The organism is Novosphingobium sp. HR1a, assembly GCF_015594425.1.
Taxonomy (GTDB): Bacteria; Pseudomonadota; Alphaproteobacteria; order Sphingomonadales; family Sphingomonadaceae; genus Novosphingobium; species Novosphingobium resinovorum_A.
In genome coordinates this window covers 14593-36863 of sequence record NZ_JABXWS010000040.1, presented here as the reverse complement: position 1 = coordinate 36863, position 22271 = coordinate 14593, and the positions used below count along the sequence as shown (strand labels likewise).

16 protein-coding genes are annotated in these 22271 nt (G+C 66.6%); 10 read left to right on the top strand and 6 right to left on the bottom strand.

Translation table 11 applies throughout. From position 1 onward, the window contains the following. Positions 1–73: 73 nt before the first annotated feature. Positions 74–1870 (bottom strand): IlvD/Edd family dehydratase, encoded by a 1797-nt coding sequence (locus HWN72_RS09445; protein WP_211150126.1) that lies wholly within the window; start codon positions 1868–1870, stop codon positions 74–76. A gap of 21 nt (positions 1871–1891) precedes the next feature. Continuing rightward, the gene (locus tag HWN72_RS09440; RefSeq protein WP_008829562.1) at positions 1892–3043 is read right to left on the bottom strand and encodes an aldose epimerase family protein; all 1152 of its coding nucleotides are present in this window, start codon (positions 3041–3043) and stop codon (positions 1892–1894) included. A 156-nt stretch (positions 3044–3199) separates the two neighbouring features. Here HWN72_RS09440 and HWN72_RS09435 point away from each other — a divergent pair, with 156 nt between their 5' ends. Next, positions 3200–4513: a sugar MFS transporter gene (locus tag HWN72_RS09435; RefSeq protein ID WP_036524260.1), complete on the top strand. Its 1314-nt coding sequence runs from the start codon at positions 3200–3202 to the stop codon at positions 4511–4513. Positions 4514–4770: 257 nt separating this feature from the next. Here HWN72_RS09435 and HWN72_RS09430 read toward each other — a convergent pair whose 3' ends face one another. Next, positions 4771–5526, bottom strand: coding sequence for a FadR/GntR family transcriptional regulator (locus tag HWN72_RS09430; RefSeq protein WP_008829560.1), 756 nt, complete (start codon positions 5524–5526; stop codon positions 4771–4773). A gap of 111 nt (positions 5527–5637) precedes the next feature. Between HWN72_RS09430 and HWN72_RS09425 the strand changes: the two genes are divergently transcribed. The 8 genes from HWN72_RS09425 (at position 5638) to HWN72_RS09390 (ending at position 18761) form a co-directional block, all read left to right on the top strand. Then, positions 5638–7167, top strand: coding sequence for an aldehyde dehydrogenase (NADP(+)) (locus HWN72_RS09425; protein ID WP_211150125.1), 1530 nt, complete (start codon positions 5638–5640; stop codon positions 7165–7167). A 61-nt stretch (positions 7168–7228) separates the two neighbouring features. Then, a complete protein-coding gene (gene araD1 / locus HWN72_RS09420) occupies positions 7229–8224 on the top strand; it encodes an AraD1 family protein (protein ID WP_008830208.1) in 996 nt (331 codons plus the stop codon). Positions 8225–8227: 3 nt separating this feature from the next. Beyond that, positions 8228–9154 (top strand): Gfo/Idh/MocA family protein, encoded by a 927-nt coding sequence (locus HWN72_RS09415; RefSeq protein WP_211150124.1) that lies wholly within the window; start codon positions 8228–8230, stop codon positions 9152–9154. 21 nt (positions 9155–9175) lie between these two features. Further along, positions 9176–10753: an alpha-N-arabinofuranosidase gene (locus HWN72_RS09410; protein ID WP_211150123.1), complete on the top strand. Its 1578-nt coding sequence runs from the start codon at positions 9176–9178 to the stop codon at positions 10751–10753. Further along, the gene (locus HWN72_RS09405; protein WP_211150122.1) at positions 10753–11757 is read left to right on the top strand and encodes an arabinan endo-1,5-alpha-L-arabinosidase; all 1005 of its coding nucleotides are present in this window, start codon (positions 10753–10755) and stop codon (positions 11755–11757) included. The genes HWN72_RS09410 and HWN72_RS09405 overlap by 1 nt, the downstream gene beginning before the upstream one ends. A gap of 118 nt (positions 11758–11875) precedes the next feature. Continuing rightward, positions 11876–13309, top strand: a complete 1434-nt coding sequence (locus tag HWN72_RS09400; RefSeq protein ID WP_211150121.1) for a glycoside hydrolase family 43 protein — start codon at positions 11876–11878, stop codon at positions 13307–13309. A 343-nt stretch (positions 13310–13652) separates the two neighbouring features. Continuing rightward, positions 13653–16493, top strand: a complete 2841-nt coding sequence (locus HWN72_RS09395; RefSeq protein WP_211150120.1) for a TonB-dependent receptor — start codon at positions 13653–13655, stop codon at positions 16491–16493. 282 nt (positions 16494–16775) lie between these two features. After that, a complete protein-coding gene (locus tag HWN72_RS09390; protein WP_289357344.1) occupies positions 16776–18761 on the top strand; it encodes a glycogen debranching protein in 1986 nt (661 codons plus the stop codon). A gap of 130 nt (positions 18762–18891) precedes the next feature. Here HWN72_RS09390 and HWN72_RS09385 read toward each other — a convergent pair whose 3' ends face one another. Further along, positions 18892–19665 (bottom strand): ABC transporter ATP-binding protein, encoded by a 774-nt coding sequence (locus HWN72_RS09385; protein WP_008832862.1) that lies wholly within the window; start codon positions 19663–19665, stop codon positions 18892–18894. Next, on the bottom strand, positions 19659–20660 hold the full coding sequence (locus HWN72_RS09380) for an iron ABC transporter permease (protein ID WP_268957459.1): 1002 nt from the start codon (positions 20658–20660) through the stop codon (positions 19659–19661). The genes HWN72_RS09385 and HWN72_RS09380 overlap by 7 nt, the downstream gene beginning before the upstream one ends. Before the next feature lie 80 nt (positions 20661–20740). Between HWN72_RS09380 and HWN72_RS09375 the strand changes: the two genes are divergently transcribed. Next, a complete protein-coding gene (locus tag HWN72_RS09375) occupies positions 20741–21589 on the top strand; it encodes an ABC transporter substrate-binding protein (RefSeq protein WP_036524269.1) in 849 nt (282 codons plus the stop codon). On the opposite strand, the gene bluB is transcribed toward HWN72_RS09375, so the two are convergent. Further along, the gene (bluB, locus tag HWN72_RS09370) at positions 21576–22217 is read right to left on the bottom strand and encodes a 5,6-dimethylbenzimidazole synthase (RefSeq protein WP_211150119.1); all 642 of its coding nucleotides are present in this window, start codon (positions 22215–22217) and stop codon (positions 21576–21578) included. The genes HWN72_RS09375 and bluB overlap by 14 nt on opposite strands. Between the last annotated feature and the right edge of the window lie 54 nt (positions 22218–22271).

The following is a 22271-nucleotide window of genomic DNA, read 5'->3' as shown; positions in this document are numbered from 1 at the left end:
ACGGGTCTACTTCTTCACGTCCGTCCGTCCCGACCGGCGTCGGCGGGTAGGGGTTGGGGTGGCCTTCGCGGCCTCAGTGGTTGTCGCGCGGCAGGCCCATGGTCTGGGCGATGCGTTGATACTTTTCCGCACCTTCGAGGATCGCGCCGGTATCCATCTGGCCCACGAGGGCGCGCTGGATTTCCTGCCACGGCGTCTGCGAGGCGGGGTACTGGTAACCGCCTGCGGCCTCCAGCTCGGCACGGCGCGTCGCCATCTCCTCGTCGGAGATCAGCACGTCCACTTTGCCTGCCTTGAGGTCCATGCGCACCCGGTCGCCGGTCCGGAGCAGCGCGAGGCCGCCCATCGCCGCCGCTTCCGGCGAGGCGTTGAGGATCGACGGGCTCCCCGAAGTGCCCGACTGGCGGCCGTCGCCGATGCAGGGCAGGGCGCTGACGCCCTCGGTGATGAGGTAGGCGGGCGGGCGCATGTTCACGACTTCAGCCGCGCCGGGGTAACCGATCGGCCCCGCGCCGCGCATGAACATCAGCGTCTCGGGGGTGATGCCGACTGAGGGATCGTCGATGCGGTGGTGGTAGTCCTCGGGACCGTCGAACACCACGGCGGGGCCTTCGAAGGCGTCCGGGTCTTCGGGGTTCGAGAGGTAGCGGTCGCGGAACTCCTTGGAGATCACGCTGGTCTTCATGATCGCCGCGTCGAACAGGTTGCCCGACAGGACGAGGAAGCCCGCTTCCTCGACCAGCGGATCGTCGAAGGTCTTGATGACCTTGGCGTCCTCGATCGTGGCGTCACGGCAGTTGTCGCCGATGGTCTTGCCGTTGACGGTGAGGGCGCTCTCCTGGATCAGTCCCTGGCCGATCAACTGCGCGACGACGGCGGGGACGCCGCCCGCGTGGTAGTAGTCCTCGCCCAGATACTCACCGGCGGGCTGCAGGTTCACCAGCAGCGGGATCTTGTGGCCAAGGCGCTCCCAGTCCTTGAGCGGCAGGTCCACGCCGACGTGGCGGGCGAGGGCTGCCAGGTGGATCGGCGCGTTGGTCGAACCGCCGATCGCGGCGTTGACGACGATCGCGTTGTGGAAGGCGTCGAGGGTCAGGATGTCCGAGGGCTTGAGGTCCTCGCGAACCATGTCGACGATGCGCTTGCCGGTGTGGTAGGCGCATTCCTGGCGGTCGCGGTAAGGCGCGGGGATCGCCGCCGAGCCGGGCAGCATCATGCCCAGCGCCTCGGCCAGCGAGTTCATCGTCGTCGCCGTGCCCATCGTGTTGCAGTAGCCGGTCGAGGGCGCCGAGGAGGCGACGAGCTTGATGAAGCCGTCCGCGTCCAGTTCGCCCGCCGCCATCATCTGACGGCCCTTCCAGACGATCGTGCCCGAACCGGTGCGCTCGCCTTTGTGCCAGCCGTTGAGCATCGGGCCGACCGACAACGCAATGGCGGGGATATTGACGGTCGCGGCGGCCATGAGCATCGCCGGGGTCGTCTTGTCGCAGCCGGTGGTCAGCACCACGCCGTCGAGCGGGTAGCCGTAGAGCGCCTCGACGAGGCCAAGGTACGACAGGTTGCGGTCGAGCCCGGCGGTGGGCCGCTTGCCGGTTTCCTGGATCGGGTGGACCGGGAATTCCAGAGCGATGCCGCCCATCTCGCGGATGCCTTCGCGGATGCGCTCGGCCAGCACGAGGTGGTGGCGATTGCACGGGCTAAGGTCGCTGCCCGACTGGGCGATGCCGATGATCGGCTTGCCCGAACGCAGTTCTTCAAGGCTGAGGCCGAAGTTCAGATATCGCTCCAGGTAGAGCGAGGTCATGTCGATGTTGTCGGGATTGTCGAACCAGGCGCGCGAGCGCAGCTTGGGAGCAGGGGTTTCGGTCATGGTTGTTTTCTTTGGTCCGGTTCAGCGCGGAGAAGTGGTGACGCGGTAGATCATGACATGCCGGTACGGCTTGCCGGGATCGACGCGGGTGCTCGGGAAGTTGGCGTGGTTGGGGCTGTCGGGGAACTTCTGCGGTTCCAGCGCGATGCCGTCGCCCATGCGGTAGAGGTGGCCCTGCTTGCCGATGAAGGTGCCGTCGAGGAAGTTGCCGGAGTAGAACTGGACGCCAGGCTCGGTCGTCAGCAGTTCCAGCACGCGGCCCGAGACGGGGTCTTCTAGGCGGGCGGCGAGTTCGGGGGTCTTGGTCTGGCCCTTGTCGAGCGCGAAGTTGTGATCGAAGCCGCGCCCGTAGACGATCTGCTGGTCGTTGCCGTCGCGCAGGCCCACGGCGACCGGCTTGCCGTTGCGGAAGTCGAACGGCGTGCCCTCGACGGCGCGCAGTTCGCCGGTCGGGATCAGCTTTTCGTTGACGGGAGTGTACTTGCTCGCCGGGAGGGTGAGCACGTTGGTCATCGCATCGCGCTCCGACCCTTCGCCCGCCATATTGAAGATGGCGTGGTTGGTCATGTTGAGCACGGTCGGCTTGTCGGTCGTCGCGTCGAAGACGATCTGCAGGTTGCCGGATTCGTCGAGCGAATAGGTGACCTTCGCCTTCACGGTGCCGGGGTAGCCGGAATCGCCGTCAGGGCTGACCAGCGAGAACACCGCCGTCGCCACCTTGCCCGACTTCACCGATTCGAGCTTCCAGTTCTGCACATCGAAGCCCTTGCCGCCGCCGTGGAGCGACTGGCCGTGGTCGTTGCCGGGAAGCTGGTAGGTCTTGCCATCGAGCGTGAACTTGCCGTCGGCGATGCGGTTGCCGTAGCGGCCGATGGTTGCGCCCCAGAAGTTCGGGCGCGTCTCGAAGTCGGAGAGCTTGTCGTAGGCGACGAGGACGTCGGCGGTCTTGCCGTCGCGATCGGGCGCATTCAGCTTCCACAGCGTCGCGCCGAAGGTCAGGATCGTGGCGGAAACGCCGTTACCTGCCGTCAGCGTCACCGCGGTGACTTCGCTGCCGTTCGACAGCTTGCCCGCGCTCGCCTGCGTCGCTTCGGTGGCCAGCGCGGCATTGGCGCCGAATGCCAGTGCCAGAACCGACGCTGCCGTCGTGATGGCCTTGACCGGATTCCTCATTCCCTTAGCTCCCGCATTTCGGTGAGATTTCGATTCTTGTACGAAGACGCGCCCCATTGACGACGCCGCTTCGCGCATATAGTCCGACAAATAGAAAGAGCGCAAGCCGGTTCACGGTACAAGTGGTCGTCCGGCGTCGCTATCGAGAGGAATGTCATGCCCCCAGTGGTCTCATCCACCGACGCCCCGGTGCTGCACGCCCAGCCCGCAGGCGTGCGCTACGGTCCCGCGCTTACGCTGCTCGCCAGCCTGTTCTTCATGTGGGGCTTCATCACCGTCATCAACAATACGCTGCTGCCGCACCTGCGCAGCGTATTCGAGCTGAGCTACACCCAGACGACACTGATCGAATCGGTATGGTTCATCGCCTACTTCGTGGCCTCGATCCCGTCAGCCAAGCTGATCGAGCGGATCGGCTATCAGAAGTCGCTCGTCGCGGGCCTGCTCATCATGGCTGCAGGCGCATGCGGCATGATGCTGGCAGCGAGCATCCCGTCCTACGGCGTCACGCTCGTCATGCTGTTCGTCATCGCCAGCGGCATCACCCTACTGCAGGTGGCCGCGAACCCCTACGTCGCTGTCGTCGGCAAACCGGAGACCGCGTCCTCGCGCCTCAATCTGGTGCAGGCGCTGAACTCGGCGGGCACGATGCTGGCGCCGCTCTTCGGGGCCTACCTGATCCTCGGTCGTTCCAAGGGTGGCACGGCGACCGCCGGGACCGTCCTGACCGAAGCCGAGCGCATGGCGGACGCCCACTCGGTGATCCTGCCTTACGCGCTCGTCGCCGTGGTGCTGGTGATCCTCGCGGTCATCATCGCCAAGTTCCCGCTGCCCGCTATGGGTTCGGCCGACTCGCGCGCCGCCAAGGAGGAGCGCAAGCACCTCTCGCTCTGGAACCACCGCAACCTGGTGTTCGGCGTGCCCGCGATCTTCATCTATCTGATCGCGGAAATCGGCGTCGCCAACCTCTTCGTGAACTTCGTCAGCCAGCCTGACATCGCCAACCTGACGCATGAGCAGGCCGGCAAGTACCTGTCGTTCCTGTGGGGCGGCATGATGGTCGGTCGCTTCGCCGGGTCGCTGGTCATGCAGCGCTTCGACGCGGGCAAGGTGCTGGCATTCTTCTCGATCGGGGCCTTCGCGGTGATGATGGTGACGGTGTTCGCCCACGGCGAAGTGGCGATGTGGTCGCTGATCCTCGTCGGCCTGTTCCACTCGATCATGTTCCCGACCATCTTCACCCTCGGCATCAAGGGCCTCGGCCCGCTGACCGAGGAAGGTTCCGGCCTGCTCGTCATGGCGATCGCAGGTGGCGCTCTGGTCGTGGTGCAGGGCTGGCTGGCCGACAACTACGGCCTGCAGACCTCGTTCCTGCTGACGGCGGCTTGCGAACTCTACGTGCTGTTTTACGCCCTGTGGGGCAGCAAGCCGACCAACGCGGTGCCGCCGCCGGAAGCGACTTTCGAATAACGCTTCAGGCACGCAAAAAAGCCCCGGCGAGAGATCGTCGGGGCTTTTTTTGTTTAAGAAGCAAGAGGAAGTCGCAGGGGTTTACCACCCCTGCACCCCGTGGACTTGGCGACGAGGTGCGCGCAGCAGTCTCGGTGCTCTATTGCGCCGCAGGCTATTCAGTCTCCCGGCTCACCCTCGTGGATGAGGAGGCGGCGCGCGTGACCTCGACGATATACGGGGTGCAGGGATGGTAAACCCCTGCGAATTCCCCTTGTTCAATCTTCCATCGAGCTACGCGTATCTTCCAGAGCCAGATCCACCAGCACGTTCATCGCCTCCGCAGCAGCAGCAGCATCCCCTGCGGCGATCGCGTCGTAGACCTTGACGTGATCCGGGATCGGATTGCGCGGCAGGGCGCGGGCGCGTTGCTTGAACTGCGTGGTCCAGTTCACTGCCGCGCCGATCGAGGCGCTGAGGGTCAGAAGCGCGTCGTTGCGCGTCGCCTGAAGGATGGCCTTGTGAAAGTCGCGGTCAGCGGCGCGTCCGGCCTCGGTGGTGAGGGTATGGCGGCGCATGGCGGTGAGGGCGTCCTTCATCGCTTTCAGGTCGGCCTTATCTCGGCGTTGGGCGGCGAGGCGGGCAGCGGCGGGTTCGACGATGGCGCGCAGTTCGAACAGGCTGCGGACGAATTCGATGTCGGGCTCGCCTGCGAAGGCCCAGCCGAGCACTTCGGGGTCGAGCAGGTTCCAGCGATCACGCGGGAGGACGCGCGTGCCGGCCTTGGGGCGGCTCGCGACGAGGCCCTTGGCGGTGAGCACCTGGATCGCCTCGCGGTAGGCGCTCCGGGAGACCTGCAGTTCCTCGGCGAAGGCGACTTCGCCCGACAGAATGTCGCCGGGAGCATATTTGCCTGACAAGATGGCGGTGCCGAGCTTGTGTGCAATGGCTCCGTGCAGTCTGCGGCCGGGGCCTCGGGCTTCCTCGCCCTGTTTGATGTTTTCGTCGGCGGTCGTCAAATCGGCATCTGGCACAGGTATGGGCTCCTCCGGGAGCGAAACTAACAGCGGTTTGCACGAGAAGGAACGACAAACATTGCGTTTCGCTCGCACAGGAAATATGTCGGAGTAAATAGGGAGTGCCCAATGACTGAATTTCGTTCCATCGTCGCCGCTACCGGTGAGCCTCAGGGTGAGCCGCTCGCCATCAGCACCACCGCCGATGTGGCCGCTGCCTGCGCCGCCGCGGCTGCTGCGTTCGACACCTACCGTTCCACCGATCGCGAGACGCGCGCTGTGTTCCTCGAGCGAATCGCCGACGAGATCATGGCGATCGGTGAGCCGCTGATCGAAGCCTACATCGCCGAGAGCGGCCTGCCGCGCGGTCGCGGCGAGGGTGAGCGTGGTCGTACCTGCGGCCAGCTGCGCCTGTTCGCCGACGTAGTGCGCAAGGGCCAGTGGCAGCAGCTGCGTATCGACCCCGCGATGCCCGACCGCGCGCCGCTGCCGCGCCCGGACCTGCGCCTGCGCATGATCCCGGTCGGCCCGGTCGCGGTCTTCGGCGCCTCGAACTTCCCGCTCGCGTTCTCGACGGCGGGTGGTGACACGGCTTCGGCGCTGGCGGCTGGTTGCCCAGTCGTCGTCAAGGGCCACCCGGCGCACCCGGTCACCGGCGCGCTGATCGCCGCTGCCATCACCAAGGCGGTGAAGGATGCGGGTCTGCCCGAGGGCGTGTTCCAGCACCTCGTCGGTCCCTCGAACGAACTGGGCGCGGCGCTCGTGCAGCACCCGGCGATCATGGCGGTCGGCTTCACCGGTTCGCGTGGCGGCGGTCTTGCTCTCGCCAAGCTGGCGCAGGCGCGCGAAGTGCCGATCCCGGTCTATGCCGAAATGTCGAGCATCAACCCCGTCCTGCTGCTTCCCGAGGCGCTTAAGGCGCGCGGCGAAGCGCTCGGCGCGGCTTTCGTCGGCTCGCTGACGATGGGTGCAGGCCAGTTCTGCACCAATCCCGGCCTGATCCTTGCCGTCGAGGGCGAGGGGCTGGATGCCTTCGTAACCGCCGCCACCACCGGCGTGTCGGAAGCCAAGCCGCAGACCATGCTGACCACCGGCATCGCCGCAGCGTACGCCAAGGGCGTCGCTGCGCTCCAAGCTCTTCCCGGCGTCGAAACGCTGGCCAAGGGCGAAGAGGGCAGCGTCACCACCGGCGGCGCGATCCTGTTCCAGACCTCGGCCGCGCAGTTCCTTGCGGACAAGGCGGCGGGCGACGAAGTGTTCGGCGCCTCCTCGATCGTCGTGCGCTGCAAGGACGAAGCCGAGCTGCTGACCGTACTCGAAGGCCTTGAAGGCCAGCTGACCGCCACCCTCCACATGGACGATGCCGACGAGGGCGCCGCCGCCCGCGTCCTGCCGGTGCTGGAGCGCAAGGTCGGCCGCATCCTCGTCAACGGCTGGCCCACCGGCGTCGAAGTGTGCCACGCGATGGTCCACGGCGGCCCGTTCCCCTCGACTTCCGATCCGCGCACCACGTCGGTCGGCAGCATGGCGATCGACCGCTACCTGCGTCCGGTCAGCTACCAGAACTTTGCGCAGGGGCTGCTTCCGGCCGAACTGCGTGACGATGCCTTCGGTGACGGCGCCCCGCGCCTGATCGACGGCACTCTGATCCTCAACTGATCTGATCCAACCATCCGGGCGGCGCGCTCTCAAGAAGCGCGCCGCCTTTGGGAGAGTACCCATGACTTATCTTCGCCTGCTCCAGCACCTGAGCGCCGAGGGCGTTCGTTCCGTCATTCTCGCCGACGGTGATGCCGCGCATTTCCTACCGGGCATCGCCTCGGTGCGTGAACTCGCGCTTGGCGCGATCGCTGCGGGCCAGACGCTTGCCGAGGCCGCCAAGGATGCCGGGCAGGGCGAAGCCGTCGATATCGCCGCCGAGTTCGCGGCGGGCCGCCTGCTCGCGCCGATCGACCACGAGGACGGCGCACACCTGCTGCTCGCGGGCACTGGCCTGACGCACCTCGGCTCGGCCGAGGGTCGCGACAAGATGCATAAGGCGGCCGCTTCCGAGGAGAAGCCGACCGACTCCATGCGCATGTTCCTGGAAGGCCTCGAAGGCGGCAAGCCCGCGCCGGGCGAAGTCGGCCAGCAGCCGGAATGGTTCTACAAGGGCGACGGCTCGCAGCTCGTCGGCCCGACCGACGACCTCGAAATGCCTGCCTTCGCCAAGGACGGCGGCGAGGAGCCCGAACTCGCAGGCATCTACCTGATCGGCGAGGACGGCACTGCCTACCGCCTCGGCCTCGCGCTTGCCAACGAGTATTCGGACCACGTTACCGAGCGTCACAACTACCTGTGGCTGGCCCACTCGAAGCTGCGTCAGGCCGCGCTCGGCCCAGAGCTGCTGCTCGGCACGCCGCCCTCGCATATCGAGGGCACCAGCAAGGTCATCCGGGGTGGCGAGACGATCTGGGAAAAGCCCTTCCTCTCGGGCGAGGGTAACATGTCGCATACGTTCGCGAACCTTGAGCATCACCACTTCAAGTACGACCTGTTCCGCCGCGCGGGCGACGTGCATGTCCACTTCTTCGGCACCGCGACGCTTTCGTTCAGCGACGGCGTGCAGACGCAGGAAGGCGACGTGTTCGAGATTTCGGCCGCACCTTTCACGCTGCCGGTCGCCAACAGGCTGGTTCGCGTTCCCGAACGCGCCTTTGCCGTGAAGGCGCTCTGATCGATGGACCCGATCCGCATTGCGGTGGTGGGCGTGGGCAAGATCGCCCGCGATCAGCACCTTCCTGCCATCGCCGGGAACAAGGCGTTCAGCCTCACCGCTACCGTCAGCCCGCGTGATCCGGGCGTCGAGGGCGTGCCGCACGCGAAGAGCCTCGACGAACTGATCGCGAATGGTCCGGCAGTCGATGCAGTGGCGCTCTGCACGCCGCCGCAGGTCCGCTATGACCTTGCCGTGCAGGCGCTGTCGAAGGGCATGCACGTGTTCCTCGAAAAGCCGCCGGGCGCGACGCTGTCCGAAGTCGTGGCGCTGGAAAGCCGCGCCGAGAAGGTCGGCGCGACGCTGTTCGCCTCGTGGCACTCGCGCTTTGCGGCGGGCGTGGCCCCGGCGCGCGCGTGGCTGTCCGACCGCAAGATCGAGAAGGTCTCGATCGTGTGGCGCGAGGACGTGCGCGTGTGGCATCCGGGTCAGGCGTGGATATGGGAGCCGGGCGGCCTTGGCGTGTTCGATCCGGGCATCAATGCGCTCTCGATCGTCACCCACATCCTGCCGCGCCCGATGTTCCTGCAGGGTGCGACGCTGGAGATCCCGGCCAACCGCGCCGCACCGATCGCCGCTGACATCGAGTTCCGCGACACCGCTGGCGCGCCGATCCACATGGACCTCGACTGGCGGCAGACCGGCCCGCAGTCGTGGGACATCGTCGTCGAGACGGACGAAGGAACGCTCAAGCTGTCGAACGGCGGCGCGGTGCTGACGCTTCCGAGCGGCACCGAGCATGCCGAGGACATGGAATATCCGGGCCTCTACGCGCGCTTCGCCAGCCTCATCCGGGGTGGCCGCAGCGACGTGGACGTGGCGCCGCTGCGACTCGTCGCCGACGCATTCCTGCGCGGCCACCGCAAGCTGGTGGACGAATTCCACGATTGATTCCCTAGGGAGGGGACTGAAATGACTAAGTTCTTCCGCCGCACGTCGCTCGCCATGCTGATGGCAGCGACGGTGCTTTCCGCGCCCCTGAGCCAGACGGCTTCGGCCGATACGGGTGGCCAGCCCACCACCGCCACGATCGAGGGCGGCAAGCCCGGCCCGGTCTACAACAAGGACGTCTTCACCCAGTTCGCCGAGCATCTGGGCGAGGGCATCTATGGCGGCCTGTGGGTCGGCAAAGGCAGCAAGATCCCCAATACCAACGGCTTCCGCAACGACGTCGTCAAGGCGCTGAAGGACTTGTCGGTTCCGGTGATCCGCTGGCCCGGCGGCTGCTTCGCCGACGAATACAACTGGCGTGAAGGCATCGGCCCACAGGCCAAGCGCCCGGTCAAGATCAACACCCACTGGGGCGGCGTGACCGAGCCAAACGCGGTCGGCACGCACGAGTTCTTCGAGCTGATCCGACAGGTCGGCGCCGAGGCCTATGTCGCGGGCAACGTCGGCAACGGCACTCCGCGCGAAATGGCCGAATGGGTCGAATACATGACCTCGCCCGCCGGTTCGCTGGCGGATGAGCGCGCCAAGAACGGCCACAAGGAACCGTGGAAGGTCAAGTACTTCGGCGTCGGAAACGAGCTGTGGGGCTGCGGCGGCAACATGCGCCCCGAGTTCGCGGCGGACGAGACGCGCCGCTATGCCACCTTCATCAAGCCGCCCGCCGGGACCAAGATCCTGAAGGTCGCGGCCGGCGCCAACGTCGACGACTACAACTGGACCGAGACGATGATGCGCGTCGCGGCGAACCAGCTCGATGGCGTTTCGCTGCACTATTACGTCCACCCCGCCGGTGGCTGGCCGCCGCGTGCGCCTGCAGTGAACTTCGACGAGTACGGCTGGGCCGATGCGCTGAACGGCGCGCGGCACATGGACGAACTGATCACCAAGCACTCGGCGATCATGGACAAGTACGATCCCGAGAAGCGCGTCTTCCTCGCGGTTGACGAGTGGGGTTCGTGGTATGCGCAGGACGAGGGGACGCACCCCGGATTCCTGAGGCAGCAGAACACCTTACGTGATGCGCTGATCGCCTCCGTGCACCTCGACATCTTTGCGAAGCACGCCGACCGCGTGCGCATGACCGCCATCGCGCAGATGGTGAACGTGCTGCAGGCGATGATCTTCACGCAGGGCAGCAAGATGGTGCTGACGCCCACCTACCACGTCTTCGAGATGTACAAGCCCTGGCAGGACGCCACCGTGCTGCCGCTCGAGATCAAGTCGCCTTGGTATTCCAAGGACGAGTTCACCATGCCTGCGGTCAGCGGCTCGGCGGTGAAGGCGAAGGACGGCAAGGTGCATGTCGCGCTGTCGAACCTCGATCCGAACCAGTCGAACACGGTGACGATCAAGCTCGACGGCGTCAGCGCAGCGGCGGTTTCCGGCCGGATTCTGACGGGCTCGGCGATCAATTCGCACAACACCTTCGACGCGCCTGACGTCGTCAAGCCCGCCGCCTTCACCGGGGCGAGCGTGCAGGGCGGCCAGCTGGTCGTGACGCTGCCGGCGAAGTCGGTGGTGGTGCTGGAACTGCAGTGATGAAGGCGGCCTTCCTCGGTCTCGCGGCGCTGGCTCTTGCCGGTTCCGCGAGCGCCCAGCAGGTCGGCGAGAAGGGTGCCGGGACGCTGAATTCGCAGCTTTCCGGCGACCTTGTCGTGCATGATCCGGTCATCATCCGCGAGGGGGACACGTATTACGTGTTCAGCACCGTGGGCAAGTATATCGGCATCAAGACCTCGACCGACCTGAAGGTGTGGAAGGATGCCGGTTCGGTGTTCTCCGAAATACCGGCGTGGGCGAAAGATGCTGTGCCCGGAACCGAAGGTATCTGGGCGCCGGATATTTCGTATGTGAACGGCGAATACCGGCTGTACTATTCGGTCTCGACCTTCGGGTCGAATCGTTCCGCGATCGGTCTCGCGACCAGCAAAACCTTGGGTCCAAAGGCGAAATGGCAGGATCATGGCCTCGTCGTCATGTCCACGAAGGACGATGACTTCAACGCCATCGACCCCAATTTTGTCGTCGATGCGAAGGGACGCCAGTGGCTGTCGCTCGGCAGTTTCTGGAGCGGTCTCAAGCTGTTCCCGCTCGACGCGAAGACCGGCAAGGTCGTGCCCGGCACCGAACCATATTCCATCGCCCGCCGCCGCGCACCCGCGGGAGCGGCGGCGCCGGTGGAGGCGCCGTTCATCTTGTCCCACGGCGGCTGGTACTTCCTGATCGCGTCCTACGACTATTGCTGCAAGGGCGTGAACTCTACCTATTACACCGTCGTCGGCCGCTCGAAGAAGATCACCGGGCCTTATCTCGGCCGTGACGGCAGCTCGATGATGGAGGGCGAGGGGACCATCCTGCTGCGCTCAGACCTGCAGGAAAAGCAGCGTTTCCGAGGGCCCGGCCATGCCGGGGCGTTCACCGACAAGGACGGTACGACCTACCTCGTCTACCATGCCTACGACAAGGAAGCCGACGGCCGCCCCACGCTGCGCATCGCGCCGCTACGCTGGGATACGGACGGCTGGCCCGTCCCCGAGTACTGAACACCCACCTGACGGCGCCCCGGTTTCGGCCGGGGCGTCCTTTTTCGGGCGGTGCACATAAACCGACATAGACCGACATAGACCGACATCACCGTACCAGAACGCCGGAGAGGCCAAGATGAACTTCCCCCTGTCGCGCCGCAGTTTCGCCACCAGTCTTGGCGCCGCCGCATCGCTGCTTCCGATCGCCTGCACCGCCCCCGGCAAGAGCGTGATCGGCACCTCGCAGACCCCTGACGTCTCCGGCGCGATCAACCCGCTGGTGAAGCGCCGCGCCGATGCGCAGGTCTTCCTCCACGAAGACGGCTGGTACTACATGACCGGCTCCGTGCCCGAGTACGACCGCCTCGTACTGCGCCGTTCGAAGACCCTTGCCGGGCTGACCGATGCCGAGGAGCGGGTGCTGTGGCGCCACGAATCGAGCGGGCCGATGTCGGGCTTCCTGTGGGCGCCCGAACTGCACCTGATCGACGGCAAGTGGGTGATGTACTTCGCCGCCGGCCCCAGCGGCGGCGGCGAGGACGTGTTCCGCATCCGCACGTATGCGGTGGTCTGCGACGGGCCGGACCCGATGACCGGGGGCTGGTCGGTGCTGGGCGAATTCAAGGCGCCGTGGGACAGCTTCAACCTCGATTCCACCAGCTTCGTCCACCGGGGCGTGCGCTACTTCGCGTGGGCGCAGCGCGAGCCGGGGATCGAGACCAATTCCAACCTCTACATCGCGCCGATGAAGGACGCGCTGACCCTGTCCGCGCCCGCGGCGCGCCTGACGGTGCCAACGCTCGACTGGGAAGTGCGCGGCTACAAGGTCGCCGAGGCACCGGCCGTCATCGTCAAGAACGGCCGCCTGTTCATGAGCTACTCGGCCAGCGCCACCGACGCGCGCTATTGCCTGGGCCTGCTGTCGATCGGCGAGACCGACAACCTGATGGACCCGCGCGCCTGGACCAAATCGCCGGAGCCGGTCTTCGTCACCTGCCGTGAAACCTCTGTCTACGGCCCCGGCCACAACAGCTTCACCACGGACGAGCAGGGCCGCGACATCCTCGTCTACCACGGCCGCGACTACGAGAAGATCGAGGGCGACCCGCTGTTCAATCCCGATCGCCACACCCGCATTCAGCGCCTCTATTTCGACGGCAACGGCAACCCGGACTTCGGCGTGCCGGTGGGCAATGGTGCGCTGCCGGAGCGCTTCATCCCCGCCGTGCGCCGCACCGTGCGGCTGGCCGCCGAGGGCGCACGCCTATCGGTGAGCGATGCCTCGTTGCCGCAAACGCAGTTCCGCTCGGTCGAGGCGGGCGAGGGCACCGTGCAACTGGTGCCGATCCTCAAGCCGGACCATTGCCTTGTCGCCGGGGCCGACGGCTCGGTGTCTCTGGCGCCGCTCTCTGCGACTGAGGCGGCCCGTTTCCGCCGCGAGGTCGGTCCGGCGAGCGGCACGGTGCGCTTCGCCTCGGCCGCGTTCGAGGGCAGGGCGCTCGCCCATGCCGGGGACCGGGTGGTGCTGGCCGATGCCTATGACGCCAGCGTGGCCTGGCTGGCGGATTGATCGCCTGGGGGTGGCCGGTGCGCGGTGAGTGCAGCGAACCGGTTATCCCTCCCTCCTCGTCATTGCGAGCGAAGCGAAGCAATCCAGAGCGGTTTATGCTGCCCTGGATTGCTTCGCTTCGCTCGCAATGACGAACGGTTTGGGAATATTGTCTGATTAATTACCTTGGCTCCGGAGCGGATCATACGCCGTTGGCTTGGAAGTGCGCCCAATCCGCCACATATCTGCATCCTTTTTGTCGGAGCAATGCATTTTCCGCTTGCGTCGAAATAGTCGGACTAATAATCAAGCGCCACACAGTTTCGGGGCATGGTATCGGCCAGCCCCCTTGGGAGGGTTGATCATGGCGTTCAAGCCATTCGCATTTTGCACCGCATCCGTTCTCGCTCTCGGCTTCGCCTCCGTCGCGCAGGCTCAGGACGCTGCGCCTCAGGATACCGCGCCGCAGGCCGCTGCCAATGATGCCAGCGCCGAAGACATCATCGTCACCGGCGTGCGCGCATCGATCGTCGGTGCCATCAACAGCCGCAAGGACAATGTCCAGATCGTCGACTCGATCGTCGCCGAGGACGTCGGCAAGCTGCCCGACAACAATGTGGTCGAGGCGCTGCAGCGCGTCACCGGCATTCAGGTCACCGACCGTGCCGGCGGTGAAGCCGCGACGATCACCATCCGCGGCCTGACCGATCCGCTGACCACGCTGAACGGCCGCAACATCTTCACGGCGGCGGGCACCTCGTTCGCGCTGCAGGACATCTCGGCCAACCTCGTCAAAAAGATCGACGTCTACAAGACCCGCTCGGCCGACCAGATCGAGACCGGCCTTGCCGGGCAGATCGACGTACAGACGCGCCGTCCGCTCGACTTCGACGGCTTCACCATCTCGGGCCTTGCGCGCGGCATCTATTCGGAGCTGGCCGACAAGGCTAACCCCAACGTCGCGCTGCTCGTGGCGGACAAGTGGGACACCGGCATCGGTGAGATCGGCTTCCTCGTGAACGCCAGCTACACCCGCGCCGAATATCGCAACCAGAACCTGCAGGCGGGCGCCATGGTGCCGTTCGCCACCGAGACCCCGCCTGCAGGTTCCGGCCTGACCCCGCTGGAGCGAATCTTCCCGGGCGACCGCAACCAGAACTGGACGCCTGGACTCGACGCGGGCCTGCCGATCGCGCCCGGCTCGACGCTGAACATCAACGGTGTCGAGACGCCGTACTACCTGTCGCGCGACGCGGTGATCGCCTCCGACCTCTACGGCAAGCGCACGCGCCCGTCGGTCAACGCCGCGCTGCAGTGGGCGCCGAACGATCGCTCGGTCTACACCGCCGAAGTGTTCTACACCGGCTTCCGGGGCAAGACCTTCAACAGCCTGAACTTCAGCTTCGTCGATTGGTGGGGCAACCTGCCCGCTGACGTCGCCAACAGCTTCGAGCTGTATGACGGCACCAACATCATCAAGTCGCGTCAGGCCGGTGCGGTCGCAGGCTTCAACAGCGGCGACTATTCGACCAACAAGACCGACAGCTATGTCTACGCCTTCAACGCCAAGTGGGACGTGGCCGATCGCGGCAAGATCACGGCCGACGTCGCCTATCAGGACAGCAAGAACGAGACTTCGTTCTTCGCGATCCGCACCGATCGCGCGCCGCTCGACATCGACGTGGACTTCAACGCCGGTGGCGGCCTGCCTTCGTACAGCTTCGCCAATCAGGGCGTCCTGACCGACGCTTCGGCCTGGACCGTGGGCAACCTGTTCGACAGCGGCACGAAGAACAAGGGCAGCGCGCTGACCGTGATGCTCGACGGCGAGTACGAGTGGGACGAAGGCTTCCTGCGCCGCATCAAGGCGGGCTTCCGCTACGACGACCGCAAGGCCGACAGCTACGTGCGTGACCAGGGCGCGGGCGGCCTGCCGGACGTGACGCTCGACCAGTTCGGGCAGGGCACGCCGTTCACCAACAGCGGCTTCTTCGACGGCCGCGCCGACATTCCGACCAGTTGGGTCCTCGCCGATCCGCGCACCATGGACAAGGATGCGGTCCGCACCCTGTACCGGGCGGTCAACCCGGGGCTGCTGCTGTCCGACCAGCTGAGCTTCGGCCACGTCTTCGGCATCGGCGAGATCAATACCGCCGCCTACCTCATGGCGGACGGCGAGATCGAACTGTTCGGCCGCCCGCTGCAGTTGCAGGCCGGTGTGCGCTATGTGCAGATCGATACCGACTACGAATACTTCGATCGCGGCAACGGCTTCGCCCGCACCGGGGTTTCGACCGGCTCGGCCAAGTGGCTGCCCTCGTTCACCGCGCGCTACGGCATCACTGACAACCTGCGCATCCGTTTCAACTACGGCGAGACGCTGCGCCGTCCGGCCTTCGGCGATCTCAACCCCAACGTCACGCTGACGGGCGACTTGTCGCGCATCGGCTTCGGCACCGGCAGCGCGGGCAACGCCAACCTGACCGCGACCCATTCGAAGAACTTCGACCTTGCGATCGAATGGTACTTCGAGCGCAACAGCGCGATCTACGCGACGGCCTTCCGCCGCGAGATCAACGGGCTGGTCGTGCCGCTCACGGGCCGCGAGATCATCCCGGACAACTACCTGCCGCGTAACGAGACCTACACCGAGACGTTCAACATCACCCGTCCGGTCAATGCCTCCGACGGCGTGCTGAAGGGCGTGGAACTGGGCCTGACCTATTTCCCGACCTATCTGCCCGGCCCGCTCAACGGCCTCGGCTTCACCGGCAGCGCCACGATCCTCGACTCCGAGCAGACGATCCCGGTCGTCAACACCCAGGGCGAGATCACCGGCTCCACCAAGTCGGCGTTCTTCGGCGTGTCGAAGCTGTCGTACAACGCGACGCTGGCCTACGACAACGGCCCGATCGGTGCCCGCCTGTCGTACATCTGGCGCAAGGGCTTCCTCCAGAGCAACGAGGGCCGCTCCTTCGCGAACCCGATCGGCTTCTGGCGCGCGCCTGAAAAGAGCCTCGACCTGCAGCTGACCTGGAACGTCAACGACGATATCGGCGTGACCTTCGACGCGGTTAACCTCACCAAGGCGAAGCAGCAGAACTACTACAAGTTCGGCGACGTCGGTAACGCGCAGCAGTTCAACTCCAGCACGCTGCTGATCGACCGCACTTTCGCGGTGGGCGTGCGCTTCAAGTTCGACTGATACGGCGAGGCACGCTGCGGGAACGCCATTCCCCGCGGCGTGCCCCGCTCAGGGCGGCCGGGACGGGTCGGGGCTCCTTCCTCTCCCAACACCCGATACGGACCGGCCGCCCTTCCGATTGGTTCAACGTGCCGTCCCGGACAGGTTCCGGGACCGGTGCTGTCCGGCGGGGGCTTCGACAAGCTCAGCCTGAGCGGGTTTGAGAACAGGTCTTTAAATCTCGCTCAGGCTGAGCTTGTCGAAGCCCCCTCAGCTTGGGCCGTTCACGGAAGGACCGTTGACGTGCGCAAGAAACTGGCCCTCGCGGCGCTGCCCTTCATGGCGCTGCTTGCCGCTGCCGCCAGCCCGCCGATGGACCATGAGGCCATCGCCGAGGCCCGCTACGGCAATGACGCGGCGTGGTACGAGGGGCGGATTCCCTTCTTCGAATCCTCGGACGCGAAGATCGACGCGGTCTACTACTACCGCTGGGGCCTGTTCCGTGCGCACCAGCGCGATCTGGGCACGCAGGGCTACATCACCACCGAGTTCGCCGACGACGTCGACTGGCAGCGCGAACCTTACGCCAGCCTCAACGACGCGAGCGGCTTCCACATCGCCGAAGGCCGCTGGCTGAACGACCGGCGCTTCACCGACGACTACATCAACTTCATGTACGAGGGCGGCAACGACCGCCACTTCACCGACCACATGGCGGACTCGGTATGGGGCCGCTACCTGGTGGACGGCGACCGCGAGGCATTGCTCGCGCACCTGAAGACGATGCGCCACGTCTACCGCCTGTGGGACGAGAAGTTCGACTTCGACAAGGGCCTGTATTTCGTCGAGCCGCTGCTGGACGCGACCGAGTACACGGTGTCCTCGATCGACGCCTCGGGCGGCAAGGACGGCTTTAGGGGCGGTGATGCGTTCCGGCCTTCGGTCAACGCCTACATGTTCGCCAATGCCCGCGCCTTGTCGCGCATGGCGCAGATGGCGGGCGACGCGGCGATGGCGAAGGAATATGCCGCCCGCGCCGAGGCCTTGAAGGCGCGTGTGCTGGCGGACTTGTGGAACCCGAAGCTGCAGCATTTCACCGACCGCCACCAGATTACCAACGAACACGTCAAATACTGGGAGCCGATCCGCAATCGCGAACTCGTTGGCTACCTGCCGTGGATGTTCGATCTCGTCCCCGACGATGCGAAATATGCTGCAGCATGGGCGCACCTGACCGATCCGGGATCGCTGGCGGGCAAGGCCGGGATGCGCACCGTCGAGAAGACTTACGAATACTACATGCGCCAGTACCGCTACCTCGGCCCGGACCCCGAGTGCCAGTGGAACGGCCCGATCTGGCCCTACCAGACGACGCAGGTGCTGACCGCGATGGCCAATCTGCTCGACCATTACGAGGCGCACGGTCCCATTTCCCGCGCCGACTGGATGGCGATGCTGCGCCAGTATACGGCGCTGCATTATCAGGGCGACAAGCTCGATCTGGAAGAAGACTACGACCCGGAGACCGGCAAGCCGATCGTCGGGCTGGACCGCAGCCACCACTACTTCCACTCGGGCTACATCGACCTGATCCTGACCGGCCTCGTCGGCATCCGCCCGCGCAGCGACGATGTGCTGGAGGTCAATCCGTTGCAGCAGGGCCTCGACTGGTTCCGCATCGAGCGGGTGCCGTACCACGGGCACGAAGTCTCGGTGACATGGGACGCGAAGGGCACACGCTATGGCAAGGGCCTCGCCGTCATGGTGGACGGGGTCGAAGTCGCCCGCCGCGCCGACCTCGGCCGGATCGAGGTGCCCGTTACGCGCAAGGCCAACGCGCCGATCGTGCGTGAGGAAAACCTTGCGGTGCAGCTCGTGCGCAGCGGTTTCCCCAAGGCCAGCGCCTCGTCCGGCACCGATGCGGAGAAGCTGCACGATGCGGTCGATGGCCGCGCGTGGTTCTACCCGGAACTGCCGAATGGCTGGGACTCGGACGCCTCTGGCAAGCCGCAGTGGTATGCGCTGGACTTCGGCAAGGCGGTTTCGCTGGGCGGCGCCGAGCTGGCGTTCTTCGCCGATGCTGCACGTTTTGCTGCACCGCGCAGGGTCAGCGTCGAGGTCTGGCGCGAGGGCCGCTGGCAACAGGTCGGCGCGCCGGTGAAGCCGCTTGCCAACGGGGTGACGCGGGTGACGTGGCCTGCGGTCGAGACCGGGAAGTTGCGCGTGTCGATGACGCCAGCGAAGGGCCGCGCAATCCGTCTGGCCGAGGTGAAAGCGTTCGCGCGCTGATCCCACCCGTCGGCGTAAAACGCGGGGGCTTCGACAAGCTCAGCCTGAGCGGGTTTGGGAGGTTTCCACTATCCCCGCTCACCCTGAACTTGTCGAAAGGTCACGGCTGAGCTTGCCGTAGCCCCGTCTGTCAAACCCGCTCCAGCGGCACCACCATCGCCGAGCCGCCGCCGAACTCGATCCGCCCGGTCACGCCGTAGACCTCGCGCAGCCGGTCGCTCGTCAAGACCTCCTGCGGCGTGCCTTGTGCCACCAGCATGCCGCGATCCACCAGCAGCAGCCGCTTGCAGTAGCGCGCCGCCATCGTCAGGTCGTGCAGCACCGTCACCACCAGCGCGCCCGAATTCGCCTCGGCGGCAAGCAGTTCCATCACGTCGATCTGATGCCCCGGATCGAGCGCGGCGAGCGGCTCGTCCGCGACCAGTCCCGGCGCGCCCACCGCCAGCGCCCGCGCCAGCATCACCCGCGCGCGCTCGCCGCCCGAAAGTTCGGTGGCGGTGCGCCCGGCAAGGTGCAGCACGTCTGCCCGCTCCATGGCGGCATGAACGGCGGCAAGGTCGTCCGCGCCCAGCCGCGACATCGGGCCGAGCCCGGGCAGGCGGCCCAGCGCCACCAGTCGCTCGACGCTGAGCGGCCAGTGCAGCGCCTGCCCCTGCGGCAGGTAGCTGACCAGCCGTGCCAGCGCCTTCGGCGTCATCCGCGCGATGTCGTGCCCGTCGATCTCGACCGCGCCCCGCGTCGCCGGGATCAGCCCGAGCAGCGCGCGCACCAGCGTCGACTTGCCCGCGCCGTTGGGGCCGATGATCCCGGTCAGTTCGCCGGGGCGCAGCGTGGCGCTGATCCCGTGCAGCACCGCGCGGTCGCGCAGGTCCACGGAGAGGCCATTGAGGGTCACGGTCACCACAGGCGGCGCTCCTTCAGCAGATGGACGAGGAAGACGGGGACGCCGAGGAACGCCGTCACCACGCCCAGCTTCAGTTCGCCCGCGGTCGGGATCAGCCGTACCAGAATGTCGGCGCCGGTCAGCAGCACCGCGCCGCCGAGGAACGAGGGCAGTAGCACCGCCGAGGGGCTGCGGTCGGTCAGCGGGCGCACCAGATGCGGCACGATCAGCCCGACGAAGCCGACCGAGCCCGACACCGCCACGGCGCCGCCGACGCCGATGGCGACGCCCAGCAGCAGCCGCGCGCGCGTGCGCGTCAGGTCCACGCCGAGCGAGCGCGCTCCGTCCTCGCCCAGCGACAGCGCGTCGAGCGCGCGCCCGTCCCACAGCAGCAGCGCCGCGCCGACGACGATGCAGGGCAGGGCGATCCAGACGTGGTCCATCGCCCGGTTCTCGATCGAGCCGAGCAGCCAGGCCATGATCTCCATCGCCGCGAAAGGATTGGGCGAGAGGTTGAGCGCAAGGCTGATCCCCGCGCCCGCCAGCGTCGAGACGGCGATGCCCGCAAGGATCAGCGCCAGCGGCCCCTCGGCGCGGCCCGCGAGCACGAACAGCAGCGCGAGGCTCGCCAGCGCGGCGAGGATCGCAAGCAGCGGCAGCACGGCGGGGCTGTAATCGCCGATGCCGAAGTAGATCGCCGCGACCGCGCCCAGCGCCGCCGAGTTCGACGCACCGAGCACTGAAGGCTCCGCCAGCGGATTGCGCAAGTACCCCTGAAGCGCGGCTCCCGCGAGGCCCAGCATCCCGCCGACCATCAGCGCCACCAGCGTGCGCGGCAGGCGCAGTTCCAGCAGGATCGCCCGGACCACCGGATCGCCATGGCCGAGCGCCGCATCGAGCAGCCGCCCGGTCGGGATCGGCACTGCGCCCAGCATGAGCGAGGCGATTCCCGCCAGTGCGATGCCTAGCAGGAGAAGGGGAATCAGCGCCCGGTTACGAGCGCGCAGGACGGGAATTTCGGGCACGAGCACCTCTGGCTGGATCGGCTCCCCGTCACGCTTGTGTCCCGGGGTCGTGTTGCTATGGAAACGCGCATATGGCGTTCTTGACTACTCTTCGTTCGGCTTCGGTAGCTTTGCTCGGACTGGCTGCGGTCTGCGGCGTTTCCGCGTCGTCTCCCCCTGTATCGGGGCGGGCTGTAGCGGCTCCGAAGCGGATCGTCTCGCTGAACTTGTGCGCGGATCAACTGGTGCTGGCGCTGGCCGACCGCGACCAGATCGCCGGGCTCACCCGCTATGCCGCCGATCCCGCCATGTCGGCCGAGGCGGCACGGGCCAAGGGCCTGCCGATCCTGCGCGGCGCGGCCGAGGAGATCATGGCGACAAACCCCGACCTCGTCGTCGGCATGCCCGCCCGGCGCAACCCCGCGATCAAGGCGCTCAAGACGCGTTATCCCGCCGTCGATCTCAAGTCCGCCGATGGCTACGACGCGATCCTCACGTCGATCCGCAAGGTGGCGCTGGCAGTCGGCCATCCCGAGCGCGGCGAGGCGCTGATCGTGGGCATGGAGCGCGACCTTGCGCATATCCCGCGCGCGCGGAAGGGTGTGGTCGCCGCCTACTGGCAGCGCCGCGGTTATCTCACCGGCACCGGCACGCTGATCGACGACCTGATGACCCGCGTGGGCGTGACCAACCTTGCGGGCAAGCTGGGCAAGCCCGCGCTCTCGCAGATGGGGATCGAGGAACTGGCGGCGGCGCGTCCCGACGTGATCGTGGTCGATGCCGCGACCGACAAGGTGGTCGATCAGGGCACGGCGATGATGCACCACCCGGTGCTGGACGGCATTCCGCGCGTCGCCATTCCGCAGGCCTGGACGGTCTGCGGCGGCCCCGCCTACGTCAAGGCGGCGCGGGCGCTGGCGAAAGGCGTCAACGCGCGCTGACATGCGCGTGTCCGCCAAGCCGGGCTTGCCAGCCCTTGCGTTCGAGTTCGGGTACGTCGTCCGGTTCCTCGGGATAGCCGAGGCAGAGCAGGGCGACGAAGCGCCAGGAGGGCGGCGTTTCCAGCAGGTCGGTGACCGTTTCCGGTTTGACGATCGACACCCAGCCGAGGCCGAGCCCTTGCGCGCGGGCGGCGAGCCACAGCGTGTGGATCGCCATGACCACCGACCACTCGCGCGTCTGCGGCATCGTCGCCGCGCCAAGGCCCATGCCGATGGGGGTGGCCTCGTCGCAGAACACCGCGATCACTTCGGGGGCGTGGTCGAGCGCGTGGAGTTTCAGCGCGGTGTAAGCGGCGTGGCGCTCGCCCTCGTAGGCGGTGTCGCCCGCGCGGGAGACTTCGGCATCGGCATGCGCGGCGAGCACTTCGCGCAAGGCGGGAGAGCGCACGCGCACGAAGCGCCAAGGCTGCGAATTGCCGACCGAGGGCGCCAGTTGCGCGGTGCCGAGCAGGTCGGCGACTAGACTCTCGTCCAACGGATCCTGCCGGAAATGCCGCACGTCGCGCCGCCATGCGAGCAGTGCGGCGAGGTCTTGGCGGAAACGAGGGGAGAAGGTGGGAACGGTCACTTTACGTCGTCCCGGACTTGATCCGGGACCGCTGGCCGTGACCAGCCCATCTCA